Origin of the sequence: Actinopolyspora mortivallis DSM 44261 (assembly GCF_000384035.1) — a bacterium.
GTDB classification, from domain to species: Bacteria; Actinomycetota; Actinomycetes; order Mycobacteriales; family Pseudonocardiaceae; genus Actinopolyspora; species Actinopolyspora mortivallis.
On the sequence record NZ_KB913024.1, the window covers coordinates 4,180,866 to 4,204,151 of the forward strand.

General features: G+C 70.0%; 24 protein-coding genes. 9 read left to right on the plus strand and 15 right to left on the minus strand.

Annotation, left to right across the window (positions count from 1 at the left end):
- Positions 1-201: 201 nt before the first annotated feature.
- Positions 202-375, minus strand: coding sequence for a DUF3073 domain-containing protein (locus ACTMO_RS22680; RefSeq protein ID WP_019856394.1), 174 nt, complete (start codon positions 373-375; stop codon positions 202-204).
- Positions 376-620: 245 nt separating this feature from the next.
- Between ACTMO_RS22680 and ACTMO_RS0119665 the strand changes: the two genes are divergently transcribed.
- Positions 621-1,505, plus strand: coding sequence for a DUF8083 family protein (locus ACTMO_RS0119665; protein WP_019856395.1), 885 nt, complete (start codon positions 621-623; stop codon positions 1,503-1,505).
- Positions 1,506-1,566: 61 nt separating this feature from the next.
- Here the strand turns inward: ACTMO_RS0119665 and ACTMO_RS0119670 are convergent, their stop codons facing one another.
- From ACTMO_RS0119670 to ACTMO_RS0119690, 5 genes are all read right to left on the minus strand, one after another.
- Positions 1,567-2,535, minus strand: a complete 969-nt coding sequence (locus tag ACTMO_RS0119670; RefSeq protein ID WP_019856396.1) for an asparaginase — start codon at positions 2,533-2,535, stop codon at positions 1,567-1,569.
- Positions 2,532-3,092 (minus strand): RsiG family protein, encoded by a 561-nt coding sequence (locus tag ACTMO_RS0119675; protein WP_019856397.1) that lies wholly within the window; start codon positions 3,090-3,092, stop codon positions 2,532-2,534. The genes ACTMO_RS0119670 and ACTMO_RS0119675 overlap by 4 nt, the downstream gene beginning before the upstream one ends.
- Before the next feature lie 117 nt (positions 3,093-3,209).
- Entirely contained in the window at positions 3,210-3,983 is a 774-nt protein-coding gene (locus ACTMO_RS0119680; protein WP_033401587.1) for a 3-keto-5-aminohexanoate cleavage protein, read from the minus strand.
- A gap of 69 nt (positions 3,984-4,052) precedes the next feature.
- A complete protein-coding gene (gene ygfZ / locus ACTMO_RS0119685) occupies positions 4,053-5,201 on the minus strand; it encodes a CAF17-like 4Fe-4S cluster assembly/insertion protein YgfZ (RefSeq protein ID WP_019856399.1) in 1,149 nt (382 codons plus the stop codon).
- A 17-nt stretch (positions 5,202-5,218) separates the two neighbouring features.
- Entirely contained in the window at positions 5,219-5,782 is a 564-nt protein-coding gene (locus ACTMO_RS0119690) for a Fur family transcriptional regulator (RefSeq protein ID WP_019856400.1), read from the minus strand.
- 156 nt (positions 5,783-5,938) lie between these two features.
- On the opposite strand from ACTMO_RS0119690, the gene ACTMO_RS0119695 reads away from it, so the two are divergent.
- Positions 5,939-6,787 (plus strand): aminodeoxychorismate lyase, encoded by an 849-nt coding sequence (locus tag ACTMO_RS0119695; protein ID WP_019856401.1) that lies wholly within the window; start codon positions 5,939-5,941, stop codon positions 6,785-6,787.
- Between the two features lie 46 nt (positions 6,788-6,833).
- Here the strand turns inward: ACTMO_RS0119695 and ACTMO_RS0119700 are convergent, their stop codons facing one another.
- Positions 6,834-7,502, minus strand: coding sequence for a heme-binding beta-barrel domain-containing protein (locus ACTMO_RS0119700; RefSeq protein ID WP_019856402.1), 669 nt, complete (start codon positions 7,500-7,502; stop codon positions 6,834-6,836).
- 309 nt (positions 7,503-7,811) lie between these two features.
- On the opposite strand from ACTMO_RS0119700, the gene ACTMO_RS0119710 reads away from it, so the two are divergent.
- Positions 7,812-8,558, plus strand: a complete 747-nt coding sequence (locus ACTMO_RS0119710) for a methyltransferase domain-containing protein (RefSeq protein ID WP_019856404.1) — start codon at positions 7,812-7,814, stop codon at positions 8,556-8,558.
- A gap of 105 nt (positions 8,559-8,663) precedes the next feature.
- Here ACTMO_RS0119710 and ACTMO_RS0119715 read toward each other — a convergent pair whose 3' ends face one another.
- The 5 genes from ACTMO_RS0119715 to ACTMO_RS0119735 form a co-directional block, all read right to left on the minus strand.
- A complete protein-coding gene (locus ACTMO_RS0119715) occupies positions 8,664-8,972 on the minus strand; it encodes a DUF1416 domain-containing protein (RefSeq protein ID WP_019856405.1) in 309 nt (102 codons plus the stop codon).
- Positions 8,969-9,814 carry a sulfurtransferase gene (locus tag ACTMO_RS0119720; protein ID WP_019856406.1) on the minus strand — a complete coding sequence of 282 codons (846 nt, stop codon included), beginning with the start codon at positions 9,812-9,814 and terminating at the stop codon, positions 8,969-8,971. The genes ACTMO_RS0119715 and ACTMO_RS0119720 overlap by 4 nt, the downstream gene beginning before the upstream one ends.
- A 37-nt stretch (positions 9,815-9,851) precedes the next feature.
- Positions 9,852-10,301, minus strand: coding sequence for a DUF4395 domain-containing protein (locus ACTMO_RS0119725; protein ID WP_019856407.1), 450 nt, complete (start codon positions 10,299-10,301; stop codon positions 9,852-9,854).
- Positions 10,302-10,591: 290 nt separating this feature from the next.
- Complete coding sequence (locus tag ACTMO_RS0119730; RefSeq protein ID WP_019856408.1) at positions 10,592-11,068, minus strand: TlpA family protein disulfide reductase; 477 nt, start codon at positions 11,066-11,068, stop codon at positions 10,592-10,594.
- Positions 11,068-11,835, minus strand: a complete 768-nt coding sequence (locus ACTMO_RS0119735; protein WP_026449429.1) for an LmeA family phospholipid-binding protein — start codon at positions 11,833-11,835, stop codon at positions 11,068-11,070. Before ACTMO_RS0119735 ends, ACTMO_RS0119730 begins: the two co-directional genes overlap by 1 nt.
- Before the next feature lie 348 nt (positions 11,836-12,183).
- Between ACTMO_RS0119735 and ACTMO_RS0119740 the strand changes: the two genes are divergently transcribed.
- From ACTMO_RS0119740 to pstB, 6 genes are all read left to right on the plus strand, one after another.
- Entirely contained in the window at positions 12,184-13,008 is an 825-nt protein-coding gene (locus ACTMO_RS0119740; RefSeq protein WP_019856410.1) for a response regulator transcription factor, read from the plus strand.
- 124 nt (positions 13,009-13,132) lie between these two features.
- The gene (gene mshD, locus ACTMO_RS0119745) at positions 13,133-14,098 is read left to right on the plus strand and encodes a mycothiol synthase (RefSeq protein ID WP_026449430.1); all 966 of its coding nucleotides are present in this window, start codon (positions 13,133-13,135) and stop codon (positions 14,096-14,098) included.
- A 205-nt stretch (positions 14,099-14,303) separates the two neighbouring features.
- The gene (gene pstS / locus ACTMO_RS0119750; RefSeq protein WP_019856412.1) at positions 14,304-15,416 is read left to right on the plus strand and encodes a phosphate ABC transporter substrate-binding protein PstS; all 1,113 of its coding nucleotides are present in this window, start codon (positions 14,304-14,306) and stop codon (positions 15,414-15,416) included.
- 163 nt (positions 15,417-15,579) lie between these two features.
- Positions 15,580-16,638, plus strand: coding sequence for a phosphate ABC transporter permease subunit PstC (gene pstC, locus ACTMO_RS0119755; RefSeq protein ID WP_019856413.1), 1,059 nt, complete (start codon positions 15,580-15,582; stop codon positions 16,636-16,638).
- Positions 16,635-17,549 (plus strand): phosphate ABC transporter permease PstA, encoded by a 915-nt coding sequence (gene pstA, locus ACTMO_RS0119760; protein ID WP_019856414.1) that lies wholly within the window; start codon positions 16,635-16,637, stop codon positions 17,547-17,549. The genes pstC and pstA overlap by 4 nt, the downstream gene beginning before the upstream one ends.
- 14 nt (positions 17,550-17,563) lie before the next feature.
- Positions 17,564-18,340: a phosphate ABC transporter ATP-binding protein PstB gene (pstB, locus tag ACTMO_RS0119765; protein ID WP_019856415.1), complete on the plus strand. Its 777-nt coding sequence runs from the start codon at positions 17,564-17,566 to the stop codon at positions 18,338-18,340.
- 4 nt (positions 18,341-18,344) lie between these two features.
- On the opposite strand, the gene ACTMO_RS0119770 is transcribed toward pstB, so the two are convergent.
- The 3 genes from ACTMO_RS0119770 to ACTMO_RS0119780 form a co-directional block, all read right to left on the minus strand.
- The gene (locus tag ACTMO_RS0119770) at positions 18,345-19,253 is read right to left on the minus strand and encodes a helix-turn-helix domain-containing protein (RefSeq protein ID WP_019856416.1); all 909 of its coding nucleotides are present in this window, start codon (positions 19,251-19,253) and stop codon (positions 18,345-18,347) included.
- A 142-nt stretch (positions 19,254-19,395) separates the two neighbouring features.
- On the minus strand, positions 19,396-20,052 hold the full coding sequence (gene phoU / locus ACTMO_RS0119775) for a phosphate signaling complex protein PhoU (protein ID WP_019856417.1): 657 nt from the start codon (positions 20,050-20,052) through the stop codon (positions 19,396-19,398).
- 143 nt (positions 20,053-20,195) lie between these two features.
- A complete protein-coding gene (locus ACTMO_RS0119780; protein ID WP_019856418.1) occupies positions 20,196-23,033 on the minus strand; it encodes an LCP family glycopolymer transferase in 2,838 nt (945 codons plus the stop codon).
- Positions 23,034-23,286 lie beyond the last annotated feature (253 nt).

Here is a 23,286-nt window from a genome sequence, read left to right on the forward strand (position 1 = left end):
GCCGGTCACGAAAACCGACGGGCGGGGATGTCCGGTTCGAGGTGACACCCCGCCCGTGGCGGTCTCCGCGTACTCACTCCCACTCACACCCGGACCGGCGAGCGGCCGGGCAGCTGTTGGCCGTCAACCCACCCGCTGACTCGACCTCGACAGCACGACCACCACGCACGAGTGACCGGGTCGCCCGTGCGGAGTGAGCGTTCACCTGCGGTAGTCGTCTTCCCTGTCGTAGTAGTACTCGTCCTCTTCGTACCACTTGGGGGTGTAGTCGGAGGAGAGCTCACGCTCCAACGCCTTGAGGTCAACACTGGGGGAGTTGTACTTCAGCTCGCGGGCCACTTTCGTCTGCTTGGCCTTGGCACGGCCGCGCCCCATGGCTCGACCCCCTCGCGCAGGGTTTGCGGGGCGGCCAGGGGAACGGCGGCCCCGCATGAATCTCGACAACCTTTTCCTGTAACTACCGTACCGTGCCGATGCGGTTCTTCGCGACGTGGTGTGCCCACCCACCGGACCGTGGGACGGTGATGTGAGCCGCACCGGCCGCGGGCGAGCCGGCCCGCTCCCCGGCGGCGGGGTGGGCACCGCCGGCAACGGCACGTCGACATGGCAACATACACGCTGTGCCGGAGCCGTTCGTCGCCTACATGAGGGTGTACGAGCCCCTGTCGTCGTTCGAGTCACCCCGATACGAACAACTCTCCGAAGCGCTGGATCAGGGTGCGGTGGAGCCGGTCGGAGTGGGGGCTCGGGAGCAACACAGGTGGCTGCGTAGCCAACTGTCCGTCCGACCGCGTCTGCTTCCCGGAGAAGGAGTGGACGGAACGGCGCGGGAACAGGAAGAAGTGCTCGTGCTGCACCCCGAGGACGTTCCCGCCGAGGCCGAGGAGCCCGTCGGCCCCGGCCCACTGGTGTGCCCGCTGGACCTCCGCGGCCGCGCCGCCGCGGCACTGGTGGGCTTCCTCGGCGCCGCGGACCCACCCCTGCGTGCCGCCGCGCTGCCGATGCCCGCCGAGACCGCCAAGTCCAAGGCATCGGCCGTGGTCAACGAGCTCTCCTCCAGCGCGGTGCACGTGATCTCCTCCACGTGGACCGTCCCGTTGCCGTGGTTCGCCGTGGTCGACCCGGAACAGCGTGTCGTCACCCACGACGAGCGGGGAAACGTCGAACGGGTCTACTGGCGCACCCCCATGTCCGAGGCCCGCCGGCGGGTCTCCCGCGCCCACACCGTCACCAGGAACACCCTCGGTGAGGAGGGACCTCCGAAGATCCTGCGGGAGACGGGGCGCTGGCTGGAACGGTTCCACCCCCACTCGGCCGTCGAACTCGACTACGGCGGTCTGGTGCGGATGATGTCCGACGAGGACCTGCTCGCCGACAGCTCGGCGGCCGACGTGCACTCGATCGTGGACGCCATGGAACTGGGCCACACCACGGAGGTGGGGGAGCGCTACGAGGCGCTGCGCGACTTCTGGGCCGATCTGGCCGCCCACGAACGCTACAACTGAAAGCGCTCCCGCGAACCGGAGACGGACGGGGTCGAGAGCGAGCCTGCACCGGAAGGCCCTCTCAGTCGAACAGGCCCTCCAGCGCCCGCACGGCCCCCGTGGGACGCCCCCCTCCGAGCAGCGGGCTCTCGGCCAGCTCGGCGAGCGCCTCGCCGTCCACCCCGAGCGAGCGCAGCGCGGCCACCGCCACCGGCAGCCGGGCCCGGGCCGAACCGTCGGCGATCTTCACCGCGACCGCGTGACCGTCCGGCAGCGCCAGCGCCAGCACCCCCTCGACTCCGGACTTGCTGAGCAGCCCGGGAACGGCGCGCATGAGCAACGTGTCCTCCCGCTCGGTTCCCGCCACGAACCAGGGGTGGGAGCGCATGGCCTCGGCCACTCGGCGCTGCGGCGTGTCGGGCGCGGCGGTGGCCATCGTGTGGAAGGTGCGGGCCAGTCCCGTCAGGGACACCGCGAACAGCGGCGCACCGCAACCGTCCACCGAGAAGGCGGCCACCGGCTCTCCGGCCAGCTCGGCCACGGTGTCGTGCAGCTCCAGCTGAAGCGGGTGCTTGGGATCGAGGTAGTCCTCCAACGCCCAGCCGCGTTGCACGCAGGTCGCGAGCATGGCGGTGTGCTTGCCCGAGCAGTTCATCGTGATGCGCTGCCTGCCGAACCCCTCGGCGGCGCGTCGGTCCCGTTCACTGTCCAGCAGCGGCCAGTCCGTGGGACACTGCAACGCGTCCTCGGTCAGGTCGTGGCGGTGCAGCATCTCCCGCACCCGCAGCACGTGTTCGGTCTCGCCGTTGTGCGAGGCCGCCGCCATGGCCAGGTCGGCCTCCTCCGCCAGTTCCAGGCCCGCGCGTACCATGCCCACGGCCTGGGCCGGCTTGTTCGCCGAGCGGGGATACATCGGCCCGGAAACGTCCCCCAGCGCGTGTCGCACGTTCCCGTCCGGGTCCAGCACCACCACCGAGCCGTGGTGGGTTCCCTCCCGCAGTTCCCCGCGTACCAGTTCGACCAGCGGTACCGGAGCGCCGTACTCGCTCACTGCCCGTCCCTTTCCGCAGCCAGTAACTCGTCCACCGAGGCGACCCCCTCGCGATAGCGACGCGCGATCTCCTCGTTGAGGCGGTCGACGACCGTCTGAACCTGCTTGCGCCGGGTGGAGACCGACTCCTCCTCGGTCTCGAAGACGCGCAGGGCCGCCTCCAGTTTCTCAGCCGACAGCGACATCACGTCGGAAAGGTCCACGTCGGAGACCAGGGCCTCCACGTGCCTGCGGTGGGCCTGGACTCGGGAGGGCTCCCGCGTCTGGTACCTGCCGGACCCGGAGGCCGGGCCCACGACGTTGTCCGAGAGGATCCCGACCAGCTCCTCGACCACGCTGGCCGAGCCGTTCTCGGCTCGTCGTCGCCGCTCGGCGCGGAGGATGTCGATCCGCGCGTGCAGCATCCTGCGCAGATAGGACAGGTCGGTCTCCTCCTGGGCTGCCTCGTCGCGCAGCTCGCGTACCTCGTTCAGACCGCGTTGTTCGAGGTCGTCGACGTAGTCCGGGGCCAGGACCCGGTCGATGCGTCGACGCCCTCCCGGGCGCACTTCGATCACGGCTGTATCCTCTGCATCTGGCGCTGGGCTCGCCGGAGCCGGCCTTCGGCGCTGTGCTCCCATCCTAGGGCAGGCGAAAGCGCCCGTGGGACGCCGAGAGCGCGTGACCGCCCGGATTCACCCGGACAGTCCGAAAACCCCCCGGACGTGGTCCGGCGACAGCGGGGGCCGCTGGGCGATCTTGGCCACTCCCGCCGCGCGGGCGACCAGCTGCGCGTTGTCCCGTACCGGGACTCCGGAGGAGTACTCCAGCGTGTCCGCCATGCCGACCCGGACGTGACCCCCCGCGGCCAGCGAACCGAGCAGGGCGGGCACGGCCGAGCCCTCCGCGCCCGCGACGGTGAAACCGGCCCGTGGGGGCAACCCCGCCACGGCCTCCGCCAGCGCCCCGAGCGTGGCCGGCAGACCGGCTCCGCACATCAGGACCACGTGCGGCGGGAAGCCGTCCTGTTCGCACAGCTCGCGCAGTCGTGGCAGCTCGGCCGGGTCCCGCACCTCGTAGTGCACCGCGATGCCCCGCTGCCGGGCACCCTCCCGCAGGTCGGAGACGAACTCCGGGGGAGCGTTCACGGGACAGGTGAGTACCTGCGCTCCCGAGTCCAGCAGCGTGCGCAGGGTTTCCGACCGCGCGTAGGCGGCCACGCGCACCACGAGATCGGTCCGGTCGCGGACGGCGCCGACCACGTCCGGCACTGAGGTGTCGTGCCGGGGCTCCAGGTCGACGACCGAGGCCCCCACCCGACCGCAGGCCGCGACGGCGGCGGCGACCTCCTCACTCCCCACCGGCAGAGCGGGGACGTCGGCCTTGGCGTGCGATCCCGTCGGGGCCACGGTGAGCACCGTCCCCGACGGGCTCGCGTGGGCGGGGGACTCGGCTGGCGAGGCTGGCATACTCCGATCTTGGCACAGCGGGGCCACTCGGTGATCCCCTCCGCGTGGCCGATCACGGCGCCGGGCGCGTCACTGTCCCTTCAGTCCCTGCACGGCCACACGGCCCGGAGGCTCGCCCGTGTCCGGGGGCACGGAGTCGGGATCCACCGAGGCGGCCACGGCACGTTCCTGCTCCGGGTCCCCGGCGGTGAGCTGCGCGTCCACCGGGGCGGAGCGTTTCAGCAGCGCCAGTGCCACCGGCCCCAGCTCGTGGTGCATCACCACACTGCCCACGCGCCCCACGGAACGCTGCCCGTGTCGGACCGGATCGCCGGTCTCGGGCCGGATCTCCACCGAGCCGTCCAGGTGCAGCAGCACCATCCGCCTGGGGGGCTTGCCGACGTTGTGCACCTTCGCCACGGTCTCCTGCCCCCGGTAGCAGCCCTTGGCCACGTGGGCGGCGGTGTGGATCCAGCCCAGTTCGTGGGGGATGGCCCGCTCGTCGGTGTCCAGCCCGGCCCGGGGGCGCAGGGCCTCGACCCGGAGCGCCTCGTAGGCCATGGTCCCGGCCCGGCGCGCACCGCTGTCGGTCAGCAGCCTCCACCAGTCGACCATCGAGGCGCGCGGAACCAGCAGGTCCACCGCGTACACCTGCCGGAACGGCACCTGCCGGGCCAGCCCGCCGCCGGGCAGTGCCACCACTCCGTAGGGGGCGGTGGGGGGTTCGGCGATCCCGGCCCGCTCCAGCACCTCGGCACCCTGGGGACCGAGCACCGTGAACACGGCGAACTCCCCGGTGGCCTCGCGCGGTTCGACCGCCGACCAGAACCGCATGGCCTCCAGGTACTCCGCCAGCGACTGGGTGCCGTCGGTGCCCATGCTGGGTAGCGCGCTGGTGGCCGTGGACCCGGCCTCGTAGTCCAGGTAGACGACCTCCTCGTGGTGGGCCACCAGCATGTGGCAGTCCACCCGACCCTGGCTGTCCAGCACCAGCGCCTCGGTGCCCTGGTTCTCTCCCAGTTCCGTGAGGTGCTGGGACAGCACCAGGTGCAGCCAGCTCAGCCGCTCCTGTCCGGGCACCGCCACCACCTGGCGGTGTGAACGGTCCACCACCACGGCGCTGCGCACGGCCGCGCGCTGCTCCCCGAACGGGTCGCCGAAGTGCCACGGGACACCGGCGTCCGGGGAGTCGTCCGGCGCGGGTACCGCACCCGGAAGTTCGAGCAAGGGTGAGTCCAATTTCGCTCCTCGGCGAGTTACGAGGGTTCCACCGAACCATCGGGGACGGACGCCGGTGCGGATTCCCCGGCCTCCTCGGAGGCACGACACCGCCGGCAGGTCCCGGACAACGCGAGATGGGTGGCGTCCAGCGCGAAGCCGCGCGTGCGGTCGAGCAGTTCGGCCAGGTCGTCGAGCATCTCGCACGGCACCTCGTCCACGGCCTCGCACCGGTGGCACACCAGGTGCACGTGCTCGTGACCCTCGACCGAGTAGGTGGGGGCCCCGTGCCCGAGGTGGGTGTGCCGGACGAGGCCCAGCTCCTCCAGCAGGTCGAGTGCGCGGTAGACGGTGGTGATGTTGACCGTCGGGGCGGTCCGCTGGATGTGTCGGCACACCTGCTCGGGCGTGGCGTGGGACAGCTCGCGGACGGAGTCGAGCACCAGCTGCCGCTGCGGGGTCATGCGCCTCCCCCGACGGTGCAGTGTGCTGCGCAGGGCGGTGCTGCTTTCGTCCTCGCCGGTGTCGTCGCCGCCCCCGGCGACGGCGTTCTCGCCGTCCCGCTCGTCGTGCCGAGCCGTGCTGGTTACCCGGTCGGTCACGGCATACTCCCGTGGTCGTCGTCTCCCTGGTGGTTGCCCCACGATCGTACGTCCGTCGCGCCGGAGGCGGCCCGCGCGGGCCGCCACGACAAGGGGGTCGGACCCGCCGAGGACACCTCACAGGGCCGAGGTGGGCGTCCCTACTAGGCTGCGAACATGCGCGTTCTGGCTCTGCTCGACGGCACCCACGTCGATCCGGAAAGCCCCCTGCTGCGTGCCGACGACCTCGGCGTGCAACGCGGTGACGGGGTGTTCGAGACCATTCTGGCCGTCGACGGCAAACCCAGGGAACTACAACCCCATCTGGACCGGCTGCGACGTTCCGCGCGGCTGATGGACCTGCGGCCGCCGGAGGACGCGGACTGGCACCGCGCCGTGGGGGCCGTGCTGGAGCAGTGGCCCTGGGAGTCCGAGCCCGAACTCGCGGTGAAGCTGGTCTGCACCCGCGGTGTCGACGGCGGGGACGGCACCCCCACGGCCTTCGCGACGGGGCAGTCACTGTCGGCGGAACTGCTGCGCAAACGTGACGAGGGGGTTTCGGTGGTCACGCTGGAACGCGGGATCGACCCGGACCTGACGGAGCGCGCCCCGTGGCTGCTGCTGTCGGCGAAGACCCTCTCGTACGCGGTGAACATGGCCGCCCTGCGGGAGGCCGAACGGCGCGGTGCCGAGGAGGTCGTGTTCACCGCCACCGACGGTTCGGTGCTGGAAGGGCCGACCTCCACCGTGGTGCTGGCCGAGGGGAACACCCTGGTCACCCCACCGCCCAGTGCGGGCATCCTCCGGGGGACCACCCAGGGGGCCCTGTTCCGGGCCGCCCCCACGGCGGGCTGGAACACCAGCGTGGAACCGGTGTCGGTGGACCGCCTCCGCACCGCCGACGGGCTGTGGCTGGCCTCCAGCATCCGCCGGATCACCCAGGTGCACACCCTGGACGGCGAGCGTGTCACCACCGATCCGGAGCTGCACCGCAGGATCCGGGGGATCTACGAGGCCCAGTACTGAACCGGCCCCGCAGGAGCGCTCCGCCCGCCGCAGCGCCCCGGCGGGCTCAGCCCACCACGCGTTCGAGTTTCGCCGACAGCCGGGGTTGCAGCTCGTGCTCGGAGGTGGCCCGCTCCTCGACGTAGGCCAGCGAGCCCTCGACGACCCCGTAGAGGCGGGTGGCCGCGGTCACGTCGTCGGCGGTGGGGGTGCGCAGCACCGCGTCGGTGGAGAACTCCCAGCTCGCCTGGTTGCGGGGTTTGCCGAAGAACATCTCCGCCACCCCGGAGGCGTGCACGAGCAGCACCTCGATGCTGTCGTCCTGCTGGGGCCGCCACCAGCCGAGCTCCCGGAAGGCCGGTTCCACGATGTCGCCGCCCTCGCCGTCCAGTTTCCAGGCGCGGCTCTCGTAGTAGAGGAACGGCCTGCCGTCGTGGGCGAAGGTGACCTGCTGCAGGAAGCGGTACTTCTCGTCGAGGGAGGGATGGTTCGCCTCGCCCTCACCGCGCCAGACACCGACCAGCGGCAGCAGACCGAGACAGGCCGGATCCAGGTCGGGACCCATGCGCAGGTTCGCGGTGTCGCCCATCCCGGGCAGGTCGTCGAACTGCGGGATGTTACGCCCCCGGGTCTTCTCGGCGCGCTGCGCCTGGGCGCGCACCGCCGCGTCCCCGCTGCCGGGCTGCGGCTCACCGTGGGCGGACTCGGACTGTTCGGAGGGCTGGTTGGCAGACATCGGTGCCGAGACTACCGCGCCCCGCTCTGCGGGGCCGCGCCTGGACCCCCCGTTGTGCTCCCACGATCAGTCGCTGTGCAGGCGGTACACCACGTAGCAGGCGAACCAGAGGGTGGCGATGGCGGCGATCCCCACCAGACTGACCAAGCCGTAGTGCAGGAAGTCGATGAGTGTCACGCCCGAGAGCATAACCACCACCCGCCTCCGACGGGATGTGGCCTGAGGCATGATCTGCCGGAGCGACCACGCCCACGACCGTGTTTCGGTGCTCAGCGGCACCGGAGCTCACGCGGAGGAGACGGGAATCACATGGACTTCGACACGCTGCGCGACAGGGCCCTCGCCTACCGCGAGGAACTGCTGCGGCGCAAGAAGGAGATCGACCCCGAGTTCGACTGGTACCCCTTCGACACGCTGGCCAACGTGCTGCACCTGGACGGGCTGCTCACCGGACGGAACCGGGAGGTCTTCGGCGGGCTGGCCGGGCAGCGGATCGCCGACATCGGCGCGGCCGACGGTGATCTGGGGTTCTTCCTGGAGGACGAGCTGGGCTGCCGGGTCGACCTGGTGGACACGGCCGCCCCCAACTACAACGGGTTGCGTGGGGCGAGGCTGCTGGCGCGGCGGCTGGGTTCCTCCGCCGAGATCCACGACGTGGACCTGGACAGCCAGTTCCGGCTTCCGGCCGAGCGCTACGGGGCGGTGCTGTTCCTCGGCCTGCTGTACCACCTGAAGAACCCGTTCTACGTGCTGGAGACCCTGGCCGAGCACACCGAACTGTGCTTTCTGTCCACTCGGATAGCCCAGCTGAGCCCGGACCACGGCATTCGGCTGGCCGAGCAGCCCGTGGCCTACCTGCTGCACCCCACCGAGGCCAACAACGACCCCACGAACTACTGGATCTTCTCCGAGACGGGGCTGCGTCGGCTTTTCGACCGCACCGGCTGGGAGGTGGTGGAGTTCACCACCGTCGGTTGCCGCACCGACTCGGACCCCGCCGCCCAGGACCGGGACGAGCGGGCGTTCGCGCTGCTGCGGTCGAAACGGGGCCGGTGAGCGGGTCTCCGTGTCGGCACGGCGGACTCTCCCCGGAGGACACGGCGGCCTCCCGACGGCTCGTTTCCGCCGTCGGGAGGCTGGTCGGGTCGGAAAACCGGGATGTCAGGCCACCGAGACGTCCACCCGGTGCAGTCCCGGACCCTGGGCCGAGACCTCGGCCTCACCGCTGCCGTCGCGGTGCAGCGCGCGTACGGTCCAGGAGCCCTGGGCGGCGTAGAAACGGAAGTCGCCCTCCTCGGAGGAGACGACCTCGGCGGTGAACTCCCCGGAGGAGTCCAGCAACCGCACGAAGGCTCCGCCGACCGGTTGGCCACCCGAGCGGATCCTGCCCGCCAGGACGGTCTGGTCCCCGGTGTCGGTGTCGACGGCCCCGGTCTGGTCGGGTGCTCCGCATCCGCTGCTCATGGTCATGCCTCCTGCTCACTCGGGTTCTCGATCGGCACGCCCACCAGCGAGCCGTACTCCGTCCAGGAGCCGTCGTAGTTCTTCACGTTCTGGTGGCCGAGCAGTTCGTGCAGCACGAACCAGGTGTGCGAGGAACGCTCCCCGATGCGGCAGTAGGCGATGGTGTCCCGGGACTCGTCCAGCCCGGCCTCGTTGTACACCTTGCGCAGTTCCTCGTCCGACTTGAAGGTGCCGTCCTCGTTGGCCGCCCGGCTCCACGGAACGTTGATGGCGGAGGGGATGTGCCCGCCGCGCTGGGCGGACTCCTGCGGAAGGTGGGCCGGCGCGAGCAGCTTGCCGGAGAACTCGTCGGGCGAGCGGACGTCGACGAGGTTGCGCTTTCCGATGGCGTCCACGACCTCGTCGCGGAAGGCGCGGATGGAGGTGTCCGGCTCGGCGGCGACGTAGTTGGTGCGCGGACGCTGGGGAACGTCCTTGGTCAGTTCGCGGCCGTCCAGCTCCCACTTCTTGCGTCCGCCGTCGAGCAGGCGCACGTCACGGTGCCCGTACAGCTTGAAGTACCAGTAGGCGTAGGCGGCGAACCAGTTGTTGTTGCCGCCGTAGAGGATCACCGTGTCGTCGTTCGAGATACCCTTGGAGGAGAGCAGTTTGCCGAACTCCTCGCGGCCGACGAAGTCGCGCCGCACGTGGTCCTGCAGTTCGTTGCGCCAGTCGAGTTTGACGGCGCCCGGGATGTGTCCGTTGTCGTAGGCCGTGGTGTCCTCGTCGACCTCGGCGAACACGACCCCCTCGGTGTCCAGGTTCTGCTCGGCCCAGTCGGTACTCACCAGGACCTGTTCACGACTCATGGATGGGCTCCTTCGTTCGTATCGGCGAAGCGGAATCTCAGTGGCTCTCGGTGGGGGATCCGGCGGGTGCCAACCTGCGGACCAGCAGGTACAGCCGGCAACCGAGGCAGTAGCCGAAGGCGGCGTTGAGCAGGGCGGCTGCCAGCGCCAGCGCGTTGGTCACCACGCCGAAGGTGGTCCAGCCCGTCGCGTAGCCCACGGTGGCCAGCAGGGTGAAGGCGAAGCCGACCCCCTGGGCGAAGCGGACCGGCCCCGGATCCTCCCCCTGTTCCTCGGGGAGCTCGCGCAGGTGGGACCGCAGGGTCTTCCGGTACAGCTGACCCCAGGGGTTCATCCGCAGCCCGACGAAGGCGCAGAGCGCGAACAGCGCGGTCTGCGCCGCCAGGACGCGCCAGCTTCCCGTCACCAGGCCCACGGAGAGAACACCGCTGGTGATCCAGGCCGTGAAGCGGACACCACGGGGATCTACAGGGTGATCTGTCGACATGGGCTCTCCTGGCCGGTGGGCTGGATCGTCGAGTCCGTCGGGCGTCGCACGCGCCACGTCGGTCGTGAGCGCTTCTCCGGCGGTCGCCTCCCGCCGCCCTGGTCATCTCCTACGACACAGGCTGCTTCCGACGCGGCACAGATCCACCACGCGTCTGGAGGTCAGCAGTACGTGCACGTCACGCAGACTACCGGTCACGACCGGCGATCGGAAAGATTGTTCACCTGTTGGGACGGCCCGTCCTCCTCGGCCCGACACGGGCGGTGACCGGCCCGGGCGGTAGGCGCCCGTCAATCCACATAGGACCTGAGTGCCTCGGTGAGTCCCTCCCGGCGCGGCACTCCCCGGATCCGGAACAGTTCGTGGCCGTTCGGGTCGAGGGCGATGGTGGTGGGGGTGGTGTGCACCCCCAGCGGTGTCGACCACTCGGGGTGGTGGCTGAGGTCGAACTCCACGTGCCGCACTGCCGGCTCCCGCTCGGCCAGCGCGGACAACAGCACGCGGGTGTGCCGGCACGGCGCGCAGAACGCCGTGGACAGCTGCACCAGTGTCACCGCCGCGTCGGCCTCCGTCCCGTGCGGGCGCACGGCACCGCGCAGCGCCTCGGCCATCTCGGGGGGAAGCTGTTCGAACACCGGTCGTCGTCCCCTCTCCTCGCCGCGGAAGGTGCCCGGGGTGGTGATCCTGCCCGCCCGCACCCGGAGCAGCGCACCGAGCGTCAGCACCGCGAGCGACACACCGGCCAGGGTCCACCAGCCCGGTGACATCAGTTTCCCGTTCCGGGCCCGTTGACGGTCACGTCGTGGGCCGTTCCCTCCACCACCAGGGCGCCCCGCTCGACGTGGACCTCGGTCGGTCGCACGTCGAAGGGCAGCATCCCCGGTTCGAGGGTGGTGGTGAACCGCCCCAGGATCGCCCGCTCGAAACGGCCCGCCAGTTCCACGGAACCGACCTCGTCGTTGTTCAGGTCCAGCCGACGCGGTTCGATCCTGATCCCGCCGTCGGCCACCACGAGCCGTCCGGTGACGGTCACCCGGTTGGTGACTCCCGCGATGCCCACGACCCCCTCCAGTCGCACTCCCGCCACGGAGCCCTCGCCGGGGTCCGCGGCGGTCTCCGTCGGGGAGATGCTCAGCTTCTGGACCGGAAGCACCTCCTGGAGCGTGGACTCGTCGATCCGGGCGCGTCCGACCACCTCCGCGATGTCGATCCTGCTCGAACCACCGCCGATCATCGCGAAGGTGTCCACCCGGGCGTGGTGCAGATCGGCCTGCACGTCCACGTCCGACAACGGACCCGCGTCCACGCCCGGCGCGTCCAACCACACGTCCCGGAAGTCCCCGCGCGCGGCCTGGGTCAGGAACGGGAACCCGTTGATCCGCACCTCGGGCTCTTGGCCGAGTTCGAGACTGTCCCCCAACTTCGTGGCCACCCGGTTCTCGGCGACCGCGGCGGCACCGAAGTCGGCGGCCACCAGCAGACCGAGCACCACCAACAGCGTTATGACCAGCTTCTTCGGGAAGGCACGTTGCACGCCGGTTCCCTTCCGTCCGGGGGTCGGGGTGAGGGCTCCTCCGCGTGTCCACGGAGGAATCCGGGAGAGCACCGCTTTCGAGGATCGCACACCTTGGCCGGGGGCCGGGGGCCTCCGGCTGATCCGTGCGGAAAACCACTGGTCGGGCCTTCACGGCGCCGGAAGAATCGCGTTCACACGCGGTTCACCGAAAGATCCGACGCCGCTGCCGGCGGTGGCGTGTGATGTGCGCCGTGTTACCCGTGCCTGTCGGCGACGTGACGGGTATTCTGCCGCTCATCGGAGGCAACGGAGCCTCGCCGTCCGTGTTGCCCACACCGGTGGAAACCGGTTTACGGAGGCCTTCAGATGAGCTCCGAACTGTTGTTGGTGTCCGGCGAGTCCGACTGCGAGTCCGTGCTGCCCTCCCTCGCGCTGCTTCCCCACCGGGTGCGGGTGGTGCCTCCGGACTCCTCGGCGATGGCCACGGCGGTCGGTCACGAACTCGTGTTCGTGGACGCGCGTGGCGATCTGGCGCGGGCACGCGACCTCTGTCGCATGCTGTCCTCCGGTGCCATGGGAGTGCCCGTGCTCGCGGTGGTGAACGAGGGCGGACTGGTCGTGGTCAACTCCGAGTGGGGGGTCGACGACGTGTTGCTGCCCACGGCGGGACCGGCCGAGGTGGACGCGCGGATCCGGCTGCGTACCCAGCACGGCAACGCCGCCGGCGCGGGCGGGCCGGTCACGGTGGGGGACCTGGTCATCGAGGAGGAGACCTACACGGCCCGGCTGAGGGGTCGTGCCCTCGAACTCACCTACAAGGAGTTCGAGCTGCTCAAACACCTGGCCACCCACGCGGGCCGGGTGTTCACCCGGGTGCAGCTGTTGCAGGAGGTCTGGGGCTACGACTTCTTCGGCGGGACGCGCACCGTCGACGTCCACATCCGGCGGCTGCGGGCCAAGCTCGGCCCCGAGCACGAGGCGATGATCGGGACCGTGCGCAGCGTGGGCTACAAGTTCGTCCGCCCCGCCCGTTCCGGCAGGGACGGTGGCGGTTCCCGACGGGCCGACTCGGCGGCCCACGAGGCGGAACGGGCCGCGCTGTCCGGCGAGGAGCACGGCGAGGAGGACGACTCCTCCGAGCGGGCCGTCTTCCGGGCGGGTGAGGAGCTGTCGGCCCGGGCCGGCGAGTGAGGCCACGAAGCCCGTTCGTGCGGGTGCCTCTTCGGGAGCGGTGGGAGTCCTCACACGGCGAGACGTTCCCCCGTGGTCGCGGACGGGCGGCCCGAACGGGCGAGTGTGGGTAATCTCGGCCGGTGTGGTGCAGCTGACGTGGCGAAACGGACTGGATGACGCCGAGACCGCCGAGGTCGAGAACCTGCTGGCGGAGGCGGAGGAAACGGACGGGGTGGCCCCCGTGGGCGAGCAGGTGTTCCTGCGACTGCGTTCCCACCGGGGAGTCGCCGAACAGGTCGAGCCGGTCCGGGCGGACGTGCCGGGCTCGGAGCACTTCGTGGCCCGGCTCGACGGTGAGTTGGCGGGTTACGCCCACCTGGACACCTCCGGGGAGGCCGCGGGTCAGCCGTTGGTGGCCGAGCTGGCGGTGCGCCCCGGTTCCCGCCGGCGAGGGGTGGGCACCGAGTTGGTCCGGGCGCTGGCCCAACGGGCGGAGGTTCCGCTCACGGCCGAGGCCCCGGCGGGGGATACCGGGGGGTTGCGCCTGTGGTCGCACGGGTTGTTGCCCGACGCGGTGGGGCTGGCCGAGCGGTTCGGGGCCGTGCGGGTCCGCGAGCTGTGGCGGATGGGACGCGAGCTGGCCGGAGCCGAGCTCGACGAGCCGAGGCTGCCCGAGGGGGTGAGTATCCGCTCCTTCCGGGTGGACCGGGACGAGCCGGAGCTCGTCCGGGTCAACCACCGTGCCTTCCGGTGGCACCCCGAGCAGGGCGGTATGACCGAGGCGGAGCTGCGGGAGAAGGAGCGGCTCGACTGGTTCGACCCCGCCGGGTTCCTGCTGGCGGTGGACGAGTCGGACACGGTGCTCGGCTTCCACTGGACCAAGGTTCACCCCGACGGCACCGGTGAGGTCTACGTGGTCGGCGTGGATCCGGACACACAGGGTAGTGGGCTCGGGCGGGCGCTGACTCTCGCCGGGCTGCGGTACCTCAGGGACGTGGGGTGCCCACGGGTGATGCTGTACGTGGAGGCGGACAACGGTCCCGCCGTGGCGGTCTACCGCCGACTCGGCTTCGAACGCTGGGATGTCGACGCCCAGTTCGGCCTGTGACCCTGTTGCGGACACACCGTGTTCGACTCTGCTGTGTGGGTGAGTGGGCCTATCGTTCGCTCGCCCACACAGCTGTGGGATTGCTTACGTAGCGTGCTGTGTTCACTTTTTGTTCACCTGAATGGTGGCTGGCGGCTACCGAATGGTCGTACCGTCCCGAGGGTGAACGGCACACGCCGTTGGCTCCCGCTCTTGGAGGAACGACGTGCACATCGGGCGGCACAGGGCCGTACTCGGGGCTCTCGCTGTGGGCGTGCTGGCACTTTCCGCGTGCGGAACGGACCGGAACGTGACCAACGCCGACCTCAACCCGGAGCTGCGTGAACTGGAGGTCGACTGCGGAAGTGCCTCCGTGGTCGCCGAGGGATCCTCGGCGCAGAAGAACGCCATGGACGTCTTCGCCCGGGACTTCGGAGTCAAGTGCCCCGGAAGCCACCTCAACTACACCTCGTCCGGCTCGGGCAAGGGCGTGGCCGCCTTCACCGCCGGCCAGGTCGACTTCGCCGGTTCCGACGAGCCGCTGACCGGCGACGAGGTCGAGGCGGCCCGGCAGCGCTGCGAAGGCAACCCCGCCTGGAACATCCCCATGGTCTTCGGCCCGCTGGCGATGACCTACAACGTCCCCGGCGTCCGGGACCTCACCCTCAGCCCCGAGGTCATCGCCGAGATCTACCAGGGCGAGATCACCCGGTGGAACGATCCCGCCATCGAGCGGCTCAACCCGGAGAGCTCGCTGCCCGCGCTCGACATCGTCCCCTTCTACCGCTCCGACGAGTCGGGCACCTCGGCCAACTTCCAGAAGTACCTCTCCGTGGCCACCGACGGACTCTGGGACAGGGAGGGCAAGACCTTCCGCCCCGGGCGCGGGGTCGGCCAGGGCCGTTCCGGCACCGACGGTGTGACCTCCTCGGTGGAACAGACCGAAGGCGGAATCACCTACGCCGCCTGGGCGTTTCCCAAGAACGTGGGACTGGACATCGCCGCGATCGACAGCGGCAGCGGCCCCGTCGAACTGACCGGGGAGTCCGCCGGCAGGGCCATCGAGTCCGCCCGCGTCTCCGGACAGGGCCACGATCTCAGACTGGACCTCGAGTCCCTCTACGGCAACGACGCTCCCGGGGTGTACCCGATCGTGCTGGCCACCTACGAGATCGTGTGCTCGGACGGCTACGACGCGCCGACCGCCCGCTCCGTGAAGGCGGCCCTGCGGGTCGCCGCCCACGCGGGCGCGGAGAACCTCGAGCAGGCCGGCCATGTCCCGCTGCCCCCCGAGTTCAGGAAGAAGGTTCTCGATTCCATCGAGGCCATCCGGGAATGAGGTCCTCCCGGCACCGGACCGGGTACCCCACCCGGCCCGAACGCGTGTGTGAACCAGCAGGCCACATGTCCCCCGGACGGGCCGCTGGGCGGTGTGACAGCTCGTGGAACCCACGAGGCGAACACGGACAGCGAGCCGAACAACGGAGAGGCTGCGAACGGCAGTGACCGAGTCGACGAACTCCCAGCGGGCCGCCCCACCCGGCGAGAACGGCGCGGCTCCGGTGAACACCCCGGAAGGCCCCGTGCTGGAAGCCCCCCTGACCCCGCCGAACCCTCCCAACGAGAAGAAGGTCGTCCGCGTCGGGGACCGGATCTTCCGGACGATGGCCACCGCCTCGGGCGCGTTCGTGGTGGCGCTCATCGCGGCCATCGGGCTCTTCCTGCTCATCAGGGCCATCCCCGCACTGCACGCCAACGAGGCCAACTTCCTGCTCTCCGGCAGGTGGGAGACCGGCGATCCCGAGCACCTGGCCTTCGGCATCGTGGACCTCGCCTGGATCACCGTGGCCAGCTCGGTGTTCGCGCTGGTGCTGGCGATGCCGGTGGCCGCGGGGATCGCGCTGTTCCTGACCCAGTACGCCCCCCGGGTGCTGGCCCGACCGTTCGCCTACGTCGTGGACCTGCTGGCCGCGGTCCCCTCGGTGATCTACGGGCTGTGGGGGGCGCTGGTGCTGGCCCCGGTGCTCAAACCCGTCGCGGTCTGGCTCAACACCAACCTGGGCTGGATCCCGATCTTCGGGGACGGCAACGTTCCCGCCGACAGCGGCTCCAACGTGTTCACCGCCGGGATCGTGCTGGCCGTGATGATCCTGCCGATCATCACCGGCGTCGCCCGCGAGGTGTTCGCCCGCACCCCAAGCGCCCAGATCGAGGGCGCGCTGGCCCTCGGCGCCACCAAGTGGGAGGTGGTGCGCACCACGGTGTGGCCCTTCGGCCGCAGCGGGTTCGTCGGCGGGTCGATGCTCGGTCTCGGCCGGGCGCTGGGCGAGACCGTGGCCCTGACGGTCATCCTCAGCTACACCTACGAGGGCCCGCACTACAGCATCTTCGACGCCGGGGCGACCTTCGCCTCGCGTATCGCCCTCGGATCGGCGGAGTTCAACGACAACCTGACCGTCGGCGCCTACATCGCCGCCGGTCTGGTGCTGTTCGTCAGCACCTTCGCGGTCAACGCGCTGGCCCGCTGGATCGAGAGCAGCAGCGGGAGGGGGAAGGAATGAGAACGGACACCGCCGACATCGAACGGCCCGCGCGTACCCCGGCGTTCCAGCCGCTCAGCCTGGGACGCAAGGTCAGGAACCACGCGGCGACCACGCTGTTCGCCCTGGCCTTCGTGGTGGCCGTGATCCCGCTGCTGTGGGTGCTGGTCACCCTGGTGCGGCGGGGACTGGTGCCCATGCTCAACGCCGACTGGTGGACGCACTCCTTCTACGGGCTGCTTCCGAACGACTTCGGAGGGGGCATCTACCACGCCCTCGTCGGCACCCTGGAGCAGACGCTGGTGTGCGCGCTGATCGCGGTTCCGCTCGGGGTGAGCGTGGGGATCTTCCTCATCGAGTACGGGCGCAACTCCAGGCTGGCCAAAACGACCACCTTCATGGTGGACATCCTCAGCGGTCTTCCCTCGATCGTGGCCGGTCTGTTCATCTACGCGCTGTGGATCACCACGTTCGGTTTCGACCGCAGCGGGTTCGCGGTGTCACTGTCACTGGTGCTGCTGATGCTGCCCGTGGTGGTCCGGGTCACCGAGACCATGCTGATGATCGTTCCGGACGAGCTGCGGGAGGCCTCCTACGCGCTCGGCGTTCCCAAGTGGAAGACGATCGTGAAAGTGGTGCTGCCCACCTCCCTGTCGGGGATCCTGACCGGGATCATCCTCGGTCTGGCCCGGGTCATGGGCGAGACCGCGCCGCTGCTGATCCTGGTCGGCTACTCCCGGGCGATCAACTTCAACCTCTTCGACGGGCCGATGGCCTCGCTGCCGCTGACCGTCTACACGGCCCGCAAGACCTCCACCGAAGCCGGTGAGTACCGCATGTGGGGAGCCGCGCTCACCCTCGTGCTGCTGATCATGCTCATCAACCTGATCGCGACGCTGTTGTCCAAGCTTTTCGCGGTGAAGACCAAGTAGGGCGGTAGCCGACCATGGCGAAACGGCTCGACATCGAGAACCTGAACCTGTACTACAACAAGTTCCACGCGGTCCAGGACGTCAGCCTGCAGGTGCACGCGCGCAGCGTCACGGCCTTCATCGGCCCCTCCGGCTGCGGCAAGTCCACGGTGTTGCGCTCGCTGAACCGGATGCACGAGGTGGTGCCCGGTTCCCGGGTGGAAGGTCGGGTGCTGCTGGACGGCGAGAACATCTACGCCCCCGGGGTGGACCCGGTGCAGGTGCGCCGCACCATCGGGATGGTCTTCCAGAAGGCCAACCCCTTCCCGACCATGTCGATCAGGGACAACGTGGTCGCCGGGCTGAAGTTGGCCGGGGAGAAGAACAAGAGGAAACTGGACGAGATCACCGAGCGTTCGCTGCGGGGAGCCAACCTGTGGGAGGAGGTCAAGGACCGCCTCAACAAACCGGGAGGGGGACTCTCCGGCGGCCAGCAGCAGCGGCTGTGCATCGCCCGTGCCATCGCGGTGCAGCCCGACGTCCTGCTCATGGACGAGCCCTGTTCCGCCCTCGACCCGATCTCCACGCTGGCGATCGAGGACCTGATCGCGGAGCTGAAGAAGGACTACACGATCGTGATCGTGACCCACAACATGCAGCAGGCCGCGCGGGTCAGCGACCAGACGGCGTTCTTCAACGTCGCCGGAGTGGGCCAGCCGGGCAAACTGGTCGAGATCGGCGAGACCGGCAAGATCTTCTCCAACCCCAGCCAGAAGGCCACCGAGGACTACATCTCCGGCCGTTTCGGGTGAACGCTCACCGGGGAGTGCGTGTCACCACCCGTCCCCGCGCCGGGTTGCACGAGGAGTACCAGGGCCGTTCGTCGGCGATGCTGGAGATCAGCATCGTCGAGCGCTTGGGCTCCAGTGCCAGCGAGCACACCCGCCGGAAGGCGGCCAGGTAGGGCTCGATGTCGCCCTCCCGCTCCAGGAAGCGGGAGTTCGTCGAGTCTCCCACGTGCACCACCCGCTGCTCGGCCTCGTCCCGGAACGAGAACACCGTGACGTGCTCCCCCATGAGCGGGTGGGGACCCGCGTCGAAGGGCAGCACCCGCAGGGTGACGTTGCGGCGGTAGCTCATCAGCACCAGGTGCTCCAGCTGCCTCCGCATGAGGCGGGGCCCGCCCACCCGGCGGCGTAGCGCGGCCTCGTCCAGCACCGCCCACAGCTCCAGGGCTCCCTGGCCGCGCAGCCGTCGTTGGCGGATCGCGGTCACGGCGAGCCGGTCGGAGATCTCGGAGGAGGAGAGTCCGCTCCGGGAGGAGTTCAGCAGCGCGGTGTGGTACTCGGCGGTCTGCAACAGCTCGGGCAGCGGGTCGGCGCCGAACACGCTCACCGCCGAGGCCGCCGTCTCCAGCCCGAGATAGGTGTCGAAACCGCTGCGCCGCGCCGCGCCGGGGTACTCCTGCCACCAGCCCCGCTGCTGGGAGGCCTCCGCCAGTTCCAGCAGTTCCGCGAGCTGTTCGGCGGTGGCCCCGTAGAACTCGGACATCAGGCGCACGTCCGCGGCACGGACCGGAACCCGGCCGAGTTCGATCTGGCTGATCTTGCCCTGGGAACAGTCCAGGTACGCGGCCACCTCGCGGTGCGTCCGCTGTGCCGCTTCCCGCATCCTGCGGAGCTCGGTGCCCAGGCGCCTGCGATGGACGGTCGGACTTCTGTTCACAGGCGGAAAGCCTCGCACAACCGGAACGGGGAACTCCGGCTGTCAACGCCGCCTAATAATACTGCTCACCCGGTCGGGCGACAGGGGGACGAGGACGGGAAGACCGGTGAGCACCCTCCTCCGTCGCGGAACGTCGCCGCCGTCACGGACGGTCGCTGTTCGGCATGGTACCGGTGACCACGTAGACGATCCTGCGGGCCACCGAGACGGCGTGGTCGGCGAAACGTTCGTAGAAACGGCCCAGCAGGGTGATGTCCACCGCCGCCGAGACCCCGTGGGACCACTCCGACCCCATGACCACGGTGAACAGGTGCCGATGCAGGTCGTCCATCTCGTCGTCGTCGACCTCGAGGTCGCGGGCCCGCTGCACGTCCTGGGTACGCAGGATCTGGTTCAGCCGGTTGGCGAGGGTGACCGCGACCTGCCCCATCTGGGAGAAGTAGGTCTTGACGTCCTCCGGCAGCACCGGCTGGGGATGCCTGCGGCGTGCCGCCTTGGCCACGTGCAGCGCCAGGTCCCCCATCCGCTCCAGACTCTCGGCCGCGTGGATGGTGGAGATCACGGTGCGTAAGTCGCCGGCCACCGGCGCCTGCAACGCCAACAGGCCGAAGGCGTGCTCCTCGCAACGAGCCCGCGCCTCGTCCACCTTCATGTCATCGTCGATGACCTGCTCGGCCAACGACAGGTCTGCTCCCAACAGCGCGGTGGTTGCCTGCTCCATCGCGTTGCCGACCATCGTCGACATCGCGGCGAGCTCGTCGGCCAGTTTGTCGAGCTGTTCCTGGTAGACCTCACGCATGAGCCCCAGCGTACTTCGTACGAGGGACGCGCAGGGTTCCCGGCGGTTAACCGGGGGTGAACGGGGACTGAGCAGCTATGCGAAAAATATTCACACAGGGGCGGACACCCGTCGGCCACACGGCGGACCGGCTTTCCGCGAGCTCAGTTCACCCCACCGCAGACGTCCTTGCCCGCGTTGACCGTCCACAGCCCGTCCGGAACCTCGACGTCGCCGGTGTCGGGCTGGAGAACCCGTCCGTCGAAGTCGGCACCGAGCTCCAGACGGACGCCGTCCCCGGCCGAGGCGTCCTGCATCAGCTCCGCCGCCGGTACCGAGGAGGCCAGCAGCTCGGCCTGCTGGCGGTGACCCTCCGAGTACCGGATGACGGTCCGCTCGCCGGCGGTGTCCAGGGTGTCGGTCCCGAGCACGGAGTAGTCGAACTCCCGCAGTTTCTCGGAGACCTCCCCGGCCAGGCCGGTGCGGTCGGTGGCGTTGAGCACCCGCACGTTCGTCTCCTCGGGGGAGGGGCCCGAGGTGGCCTGGCTCGGCTCGGTCTGGGCCGGGGCGGTGTGCTGCGCGTCGGCCATGGGGGAGGTCTGCGCCGGGGAACCGGCCTGCTTCGACTTCTCCCCCGAGGACGGAGCGATGGGCTTGTCCTCGATGATCGCGCGGAACAGGGAGTGCGCCGCCGACTCGCGGAGCACCTCGTTGCCCCGGGCGTTGCTCTCACCGGTGGTCGGCACGGTCACGAAGGTGACCTTCTCCGGATCGAGCCCTTCCAGGGAGTTGCCGAGGGCGATGAGTTTGCCGCTGTCGACGTTCTCCCCGAAGGTGTTGGAGATGACCGCGTTGGCCAGGTCGTTGAGCTTGCCGGGGCTGAGCAGCACGTCCGCCGAGGTCATCTTGCGCAGCAGCGCGGACAGGAACATCTGCTGACGTTCCATCCGTCCGTAGTCCGACGTGGCGTCACCGACCACCTTGCGCGCCCGTACGTACTGCAAGGCCTGCTGGCCGTGCAGCTCGTGCCACCCGGCCGTCTCCAGCACCGGACCGAGCTCGCGGTCGATGAGCGGCTTGTTGGTGCAGATCCGCACCCCGCCCACGGCGTCGACCATGCTCTTGAAGCCCTGGAAGTTGATGCCCAGGAAGTTGGTGATCTCCAGCCCGGAGAGCTGCTGCACCTTCTTGGTGACGCACTGCGGACCGCCTTCGGCATAGACGGTGTTGAACTTCACGTTGTTCCGGGCGGGGACCGTGCTGTCGGTGTACTCCCCGGTGGCGGCGTCCCAGGCCGTACAGGTGTCGGCGGGAATGTCGATCTCCAGGTCCCTGGGGATGGACACCACCACCACCCGACTCCGGTCGGCCGGGATGTGGGCGATCATGGTGGTGTCCGAGCGTGCCCCGGCCACCGTCTCGGCGGTGCCCACGTCGTCGCCGCGCCCGGCGCCTTCCCGGCTGTCGGATCCGATGAGCAGGAAGTTCAGGTCGCCCTCCTGCATCTCGGGGTTCTGGATCGAGGCGGAGTCGCGGAACAACGCGGGGACCTGCACGAAGCTGGCGTCCCACCAGGTCATGCTTCCCCAGCCGATACCGGTGCCCACGAAGACGGTCACAGCGGCGAGGGCGGCGAGCGACTTGGCCGTCCTGCGCAGCCTCCTGCGGCGCTTGTGCCTGCGCCACTCCACGCGGGAGGAGCTGCCCTCGCGGTCCGAGGTGAAGTCGAACGGCATGTCCTGGCCGGGCTCGGGCTCCTTGCGCTCCCCGAATAACCACGCGAAGCGTTTGCGTTTCTTGGCCTCCTCGGCGGCCAGCTCGTCGTGCACCGCCGAGAAACGCGCCAGGGTGGCGTCGATGGAGTCGATGGAGTTCGCGCGGTCCTCGTCGGACTCCGCGTCCTCCTCCGGCAGGGACTCCTCCTCGACCGCCTCGGATACCCCGTCCTCGGTGGACTCCGCGTGCTCGGGCTCGTCCGTCTCCCGGGGGGCGGACGGAAGTGGTTCGTGGCGGGTGGGCGCCTCCTCCACGGAGGGCGTCCGTCCCTCCGCCGGTCGGTGGTTCCACGGCTGGGCCGGTTCCCCGGTGCCCCGCCCCGGTGTCGGGGGCGGCGGATCCGATGGGGACACCAGAGTCCCGGTCACCTCCGTGGGTGGCCCGGACGGGCGGGAATCGGTTTCTCGCGGATCCCGCACCGGGGGGTGCTGGATCGTGGCCTCGTCGTCCGCCGGTTCGGCGGGACCGGTCGCCGGCGGGATCGCGGGCTGCTCCGGTCGCGGGGGCACGGCCGGTGGGGTGAAGGTCTCCGGAGTCGCCCCCCGCAGCGGCTGCCGGGCGCCCACGTTCGGCGCGGGCGGGTTCTCCGGGGGTCGCGCGCCCACCTCACCGGGGGCGGCGGGGCGGTTGGGGCGGTTGAGTCCCGTCGCGTTGGGACGACGCAGTGCCCCGCGGAACGGGGGGATACGGGTGGTGTCGTCGACCTCGTCCACCGGAGGAGGGGCGGACCCACCGGGTGCGGGAGGAAACCGCCGCTCCCGGTCGGCGGGGCCGCGCCACGGCTCCGGGTTCGGGGAGACGTTCTCCTCCGGTGCGGCACCTGGCTCGCCGTGCGGACGCGCCGCGCCGTCCTCGGCTCCGTGGGCGGGGTGGGGTGGAGGAGCAAGCGGGGGTCCGGGCGCCGGGGCCACCGTCCCGTCGTGCGCCGGACCGGCAGTGCCGGATTCGGGGGACTCCGAGCGGTGGGCTGCCGTCTCGGAGGGAGCATCGGAGTCGTCCTCCGCGGCCCTACGGTGCGAACCGGTGGACTGCGCCCCGCGTTTGCCGTGTTTGGACAACAGGTCACCGACCCGCGTGCCACCGGTGCCGTCGTCACCCAGGGCGCGCCTGCGCCTGCGCGACCTGGCGCGTTCGCTCGTCTCGTTGCCCGCGTCCTCCGCGGAGGGGCCCCACTCCGAGTGGGAACGCTGGTGCCCCGAACTGTTTTCCCGGGGTTTTTCCGGCACCCGTGTTCCCTCCCACCTTGCAGCCATTGGTGTTCGTCCCGATGCTTGGCGATCCCCACCCCCGATGCTGTATCGCCACACTCGGCCAAGATGCTACGGCCGATCGTTCGTGCTGACGATAGTGGCATCGGAATTCGCGTGATCTGTGCACGACAACACGGGTCCCTGTAGGACAGGTCACAACTCGCGCTCTCTTCGTGCCGTCGTGTGTGCGGTGTGACGGCATTGTGCGACGAACGCGTTGGGTAGTATT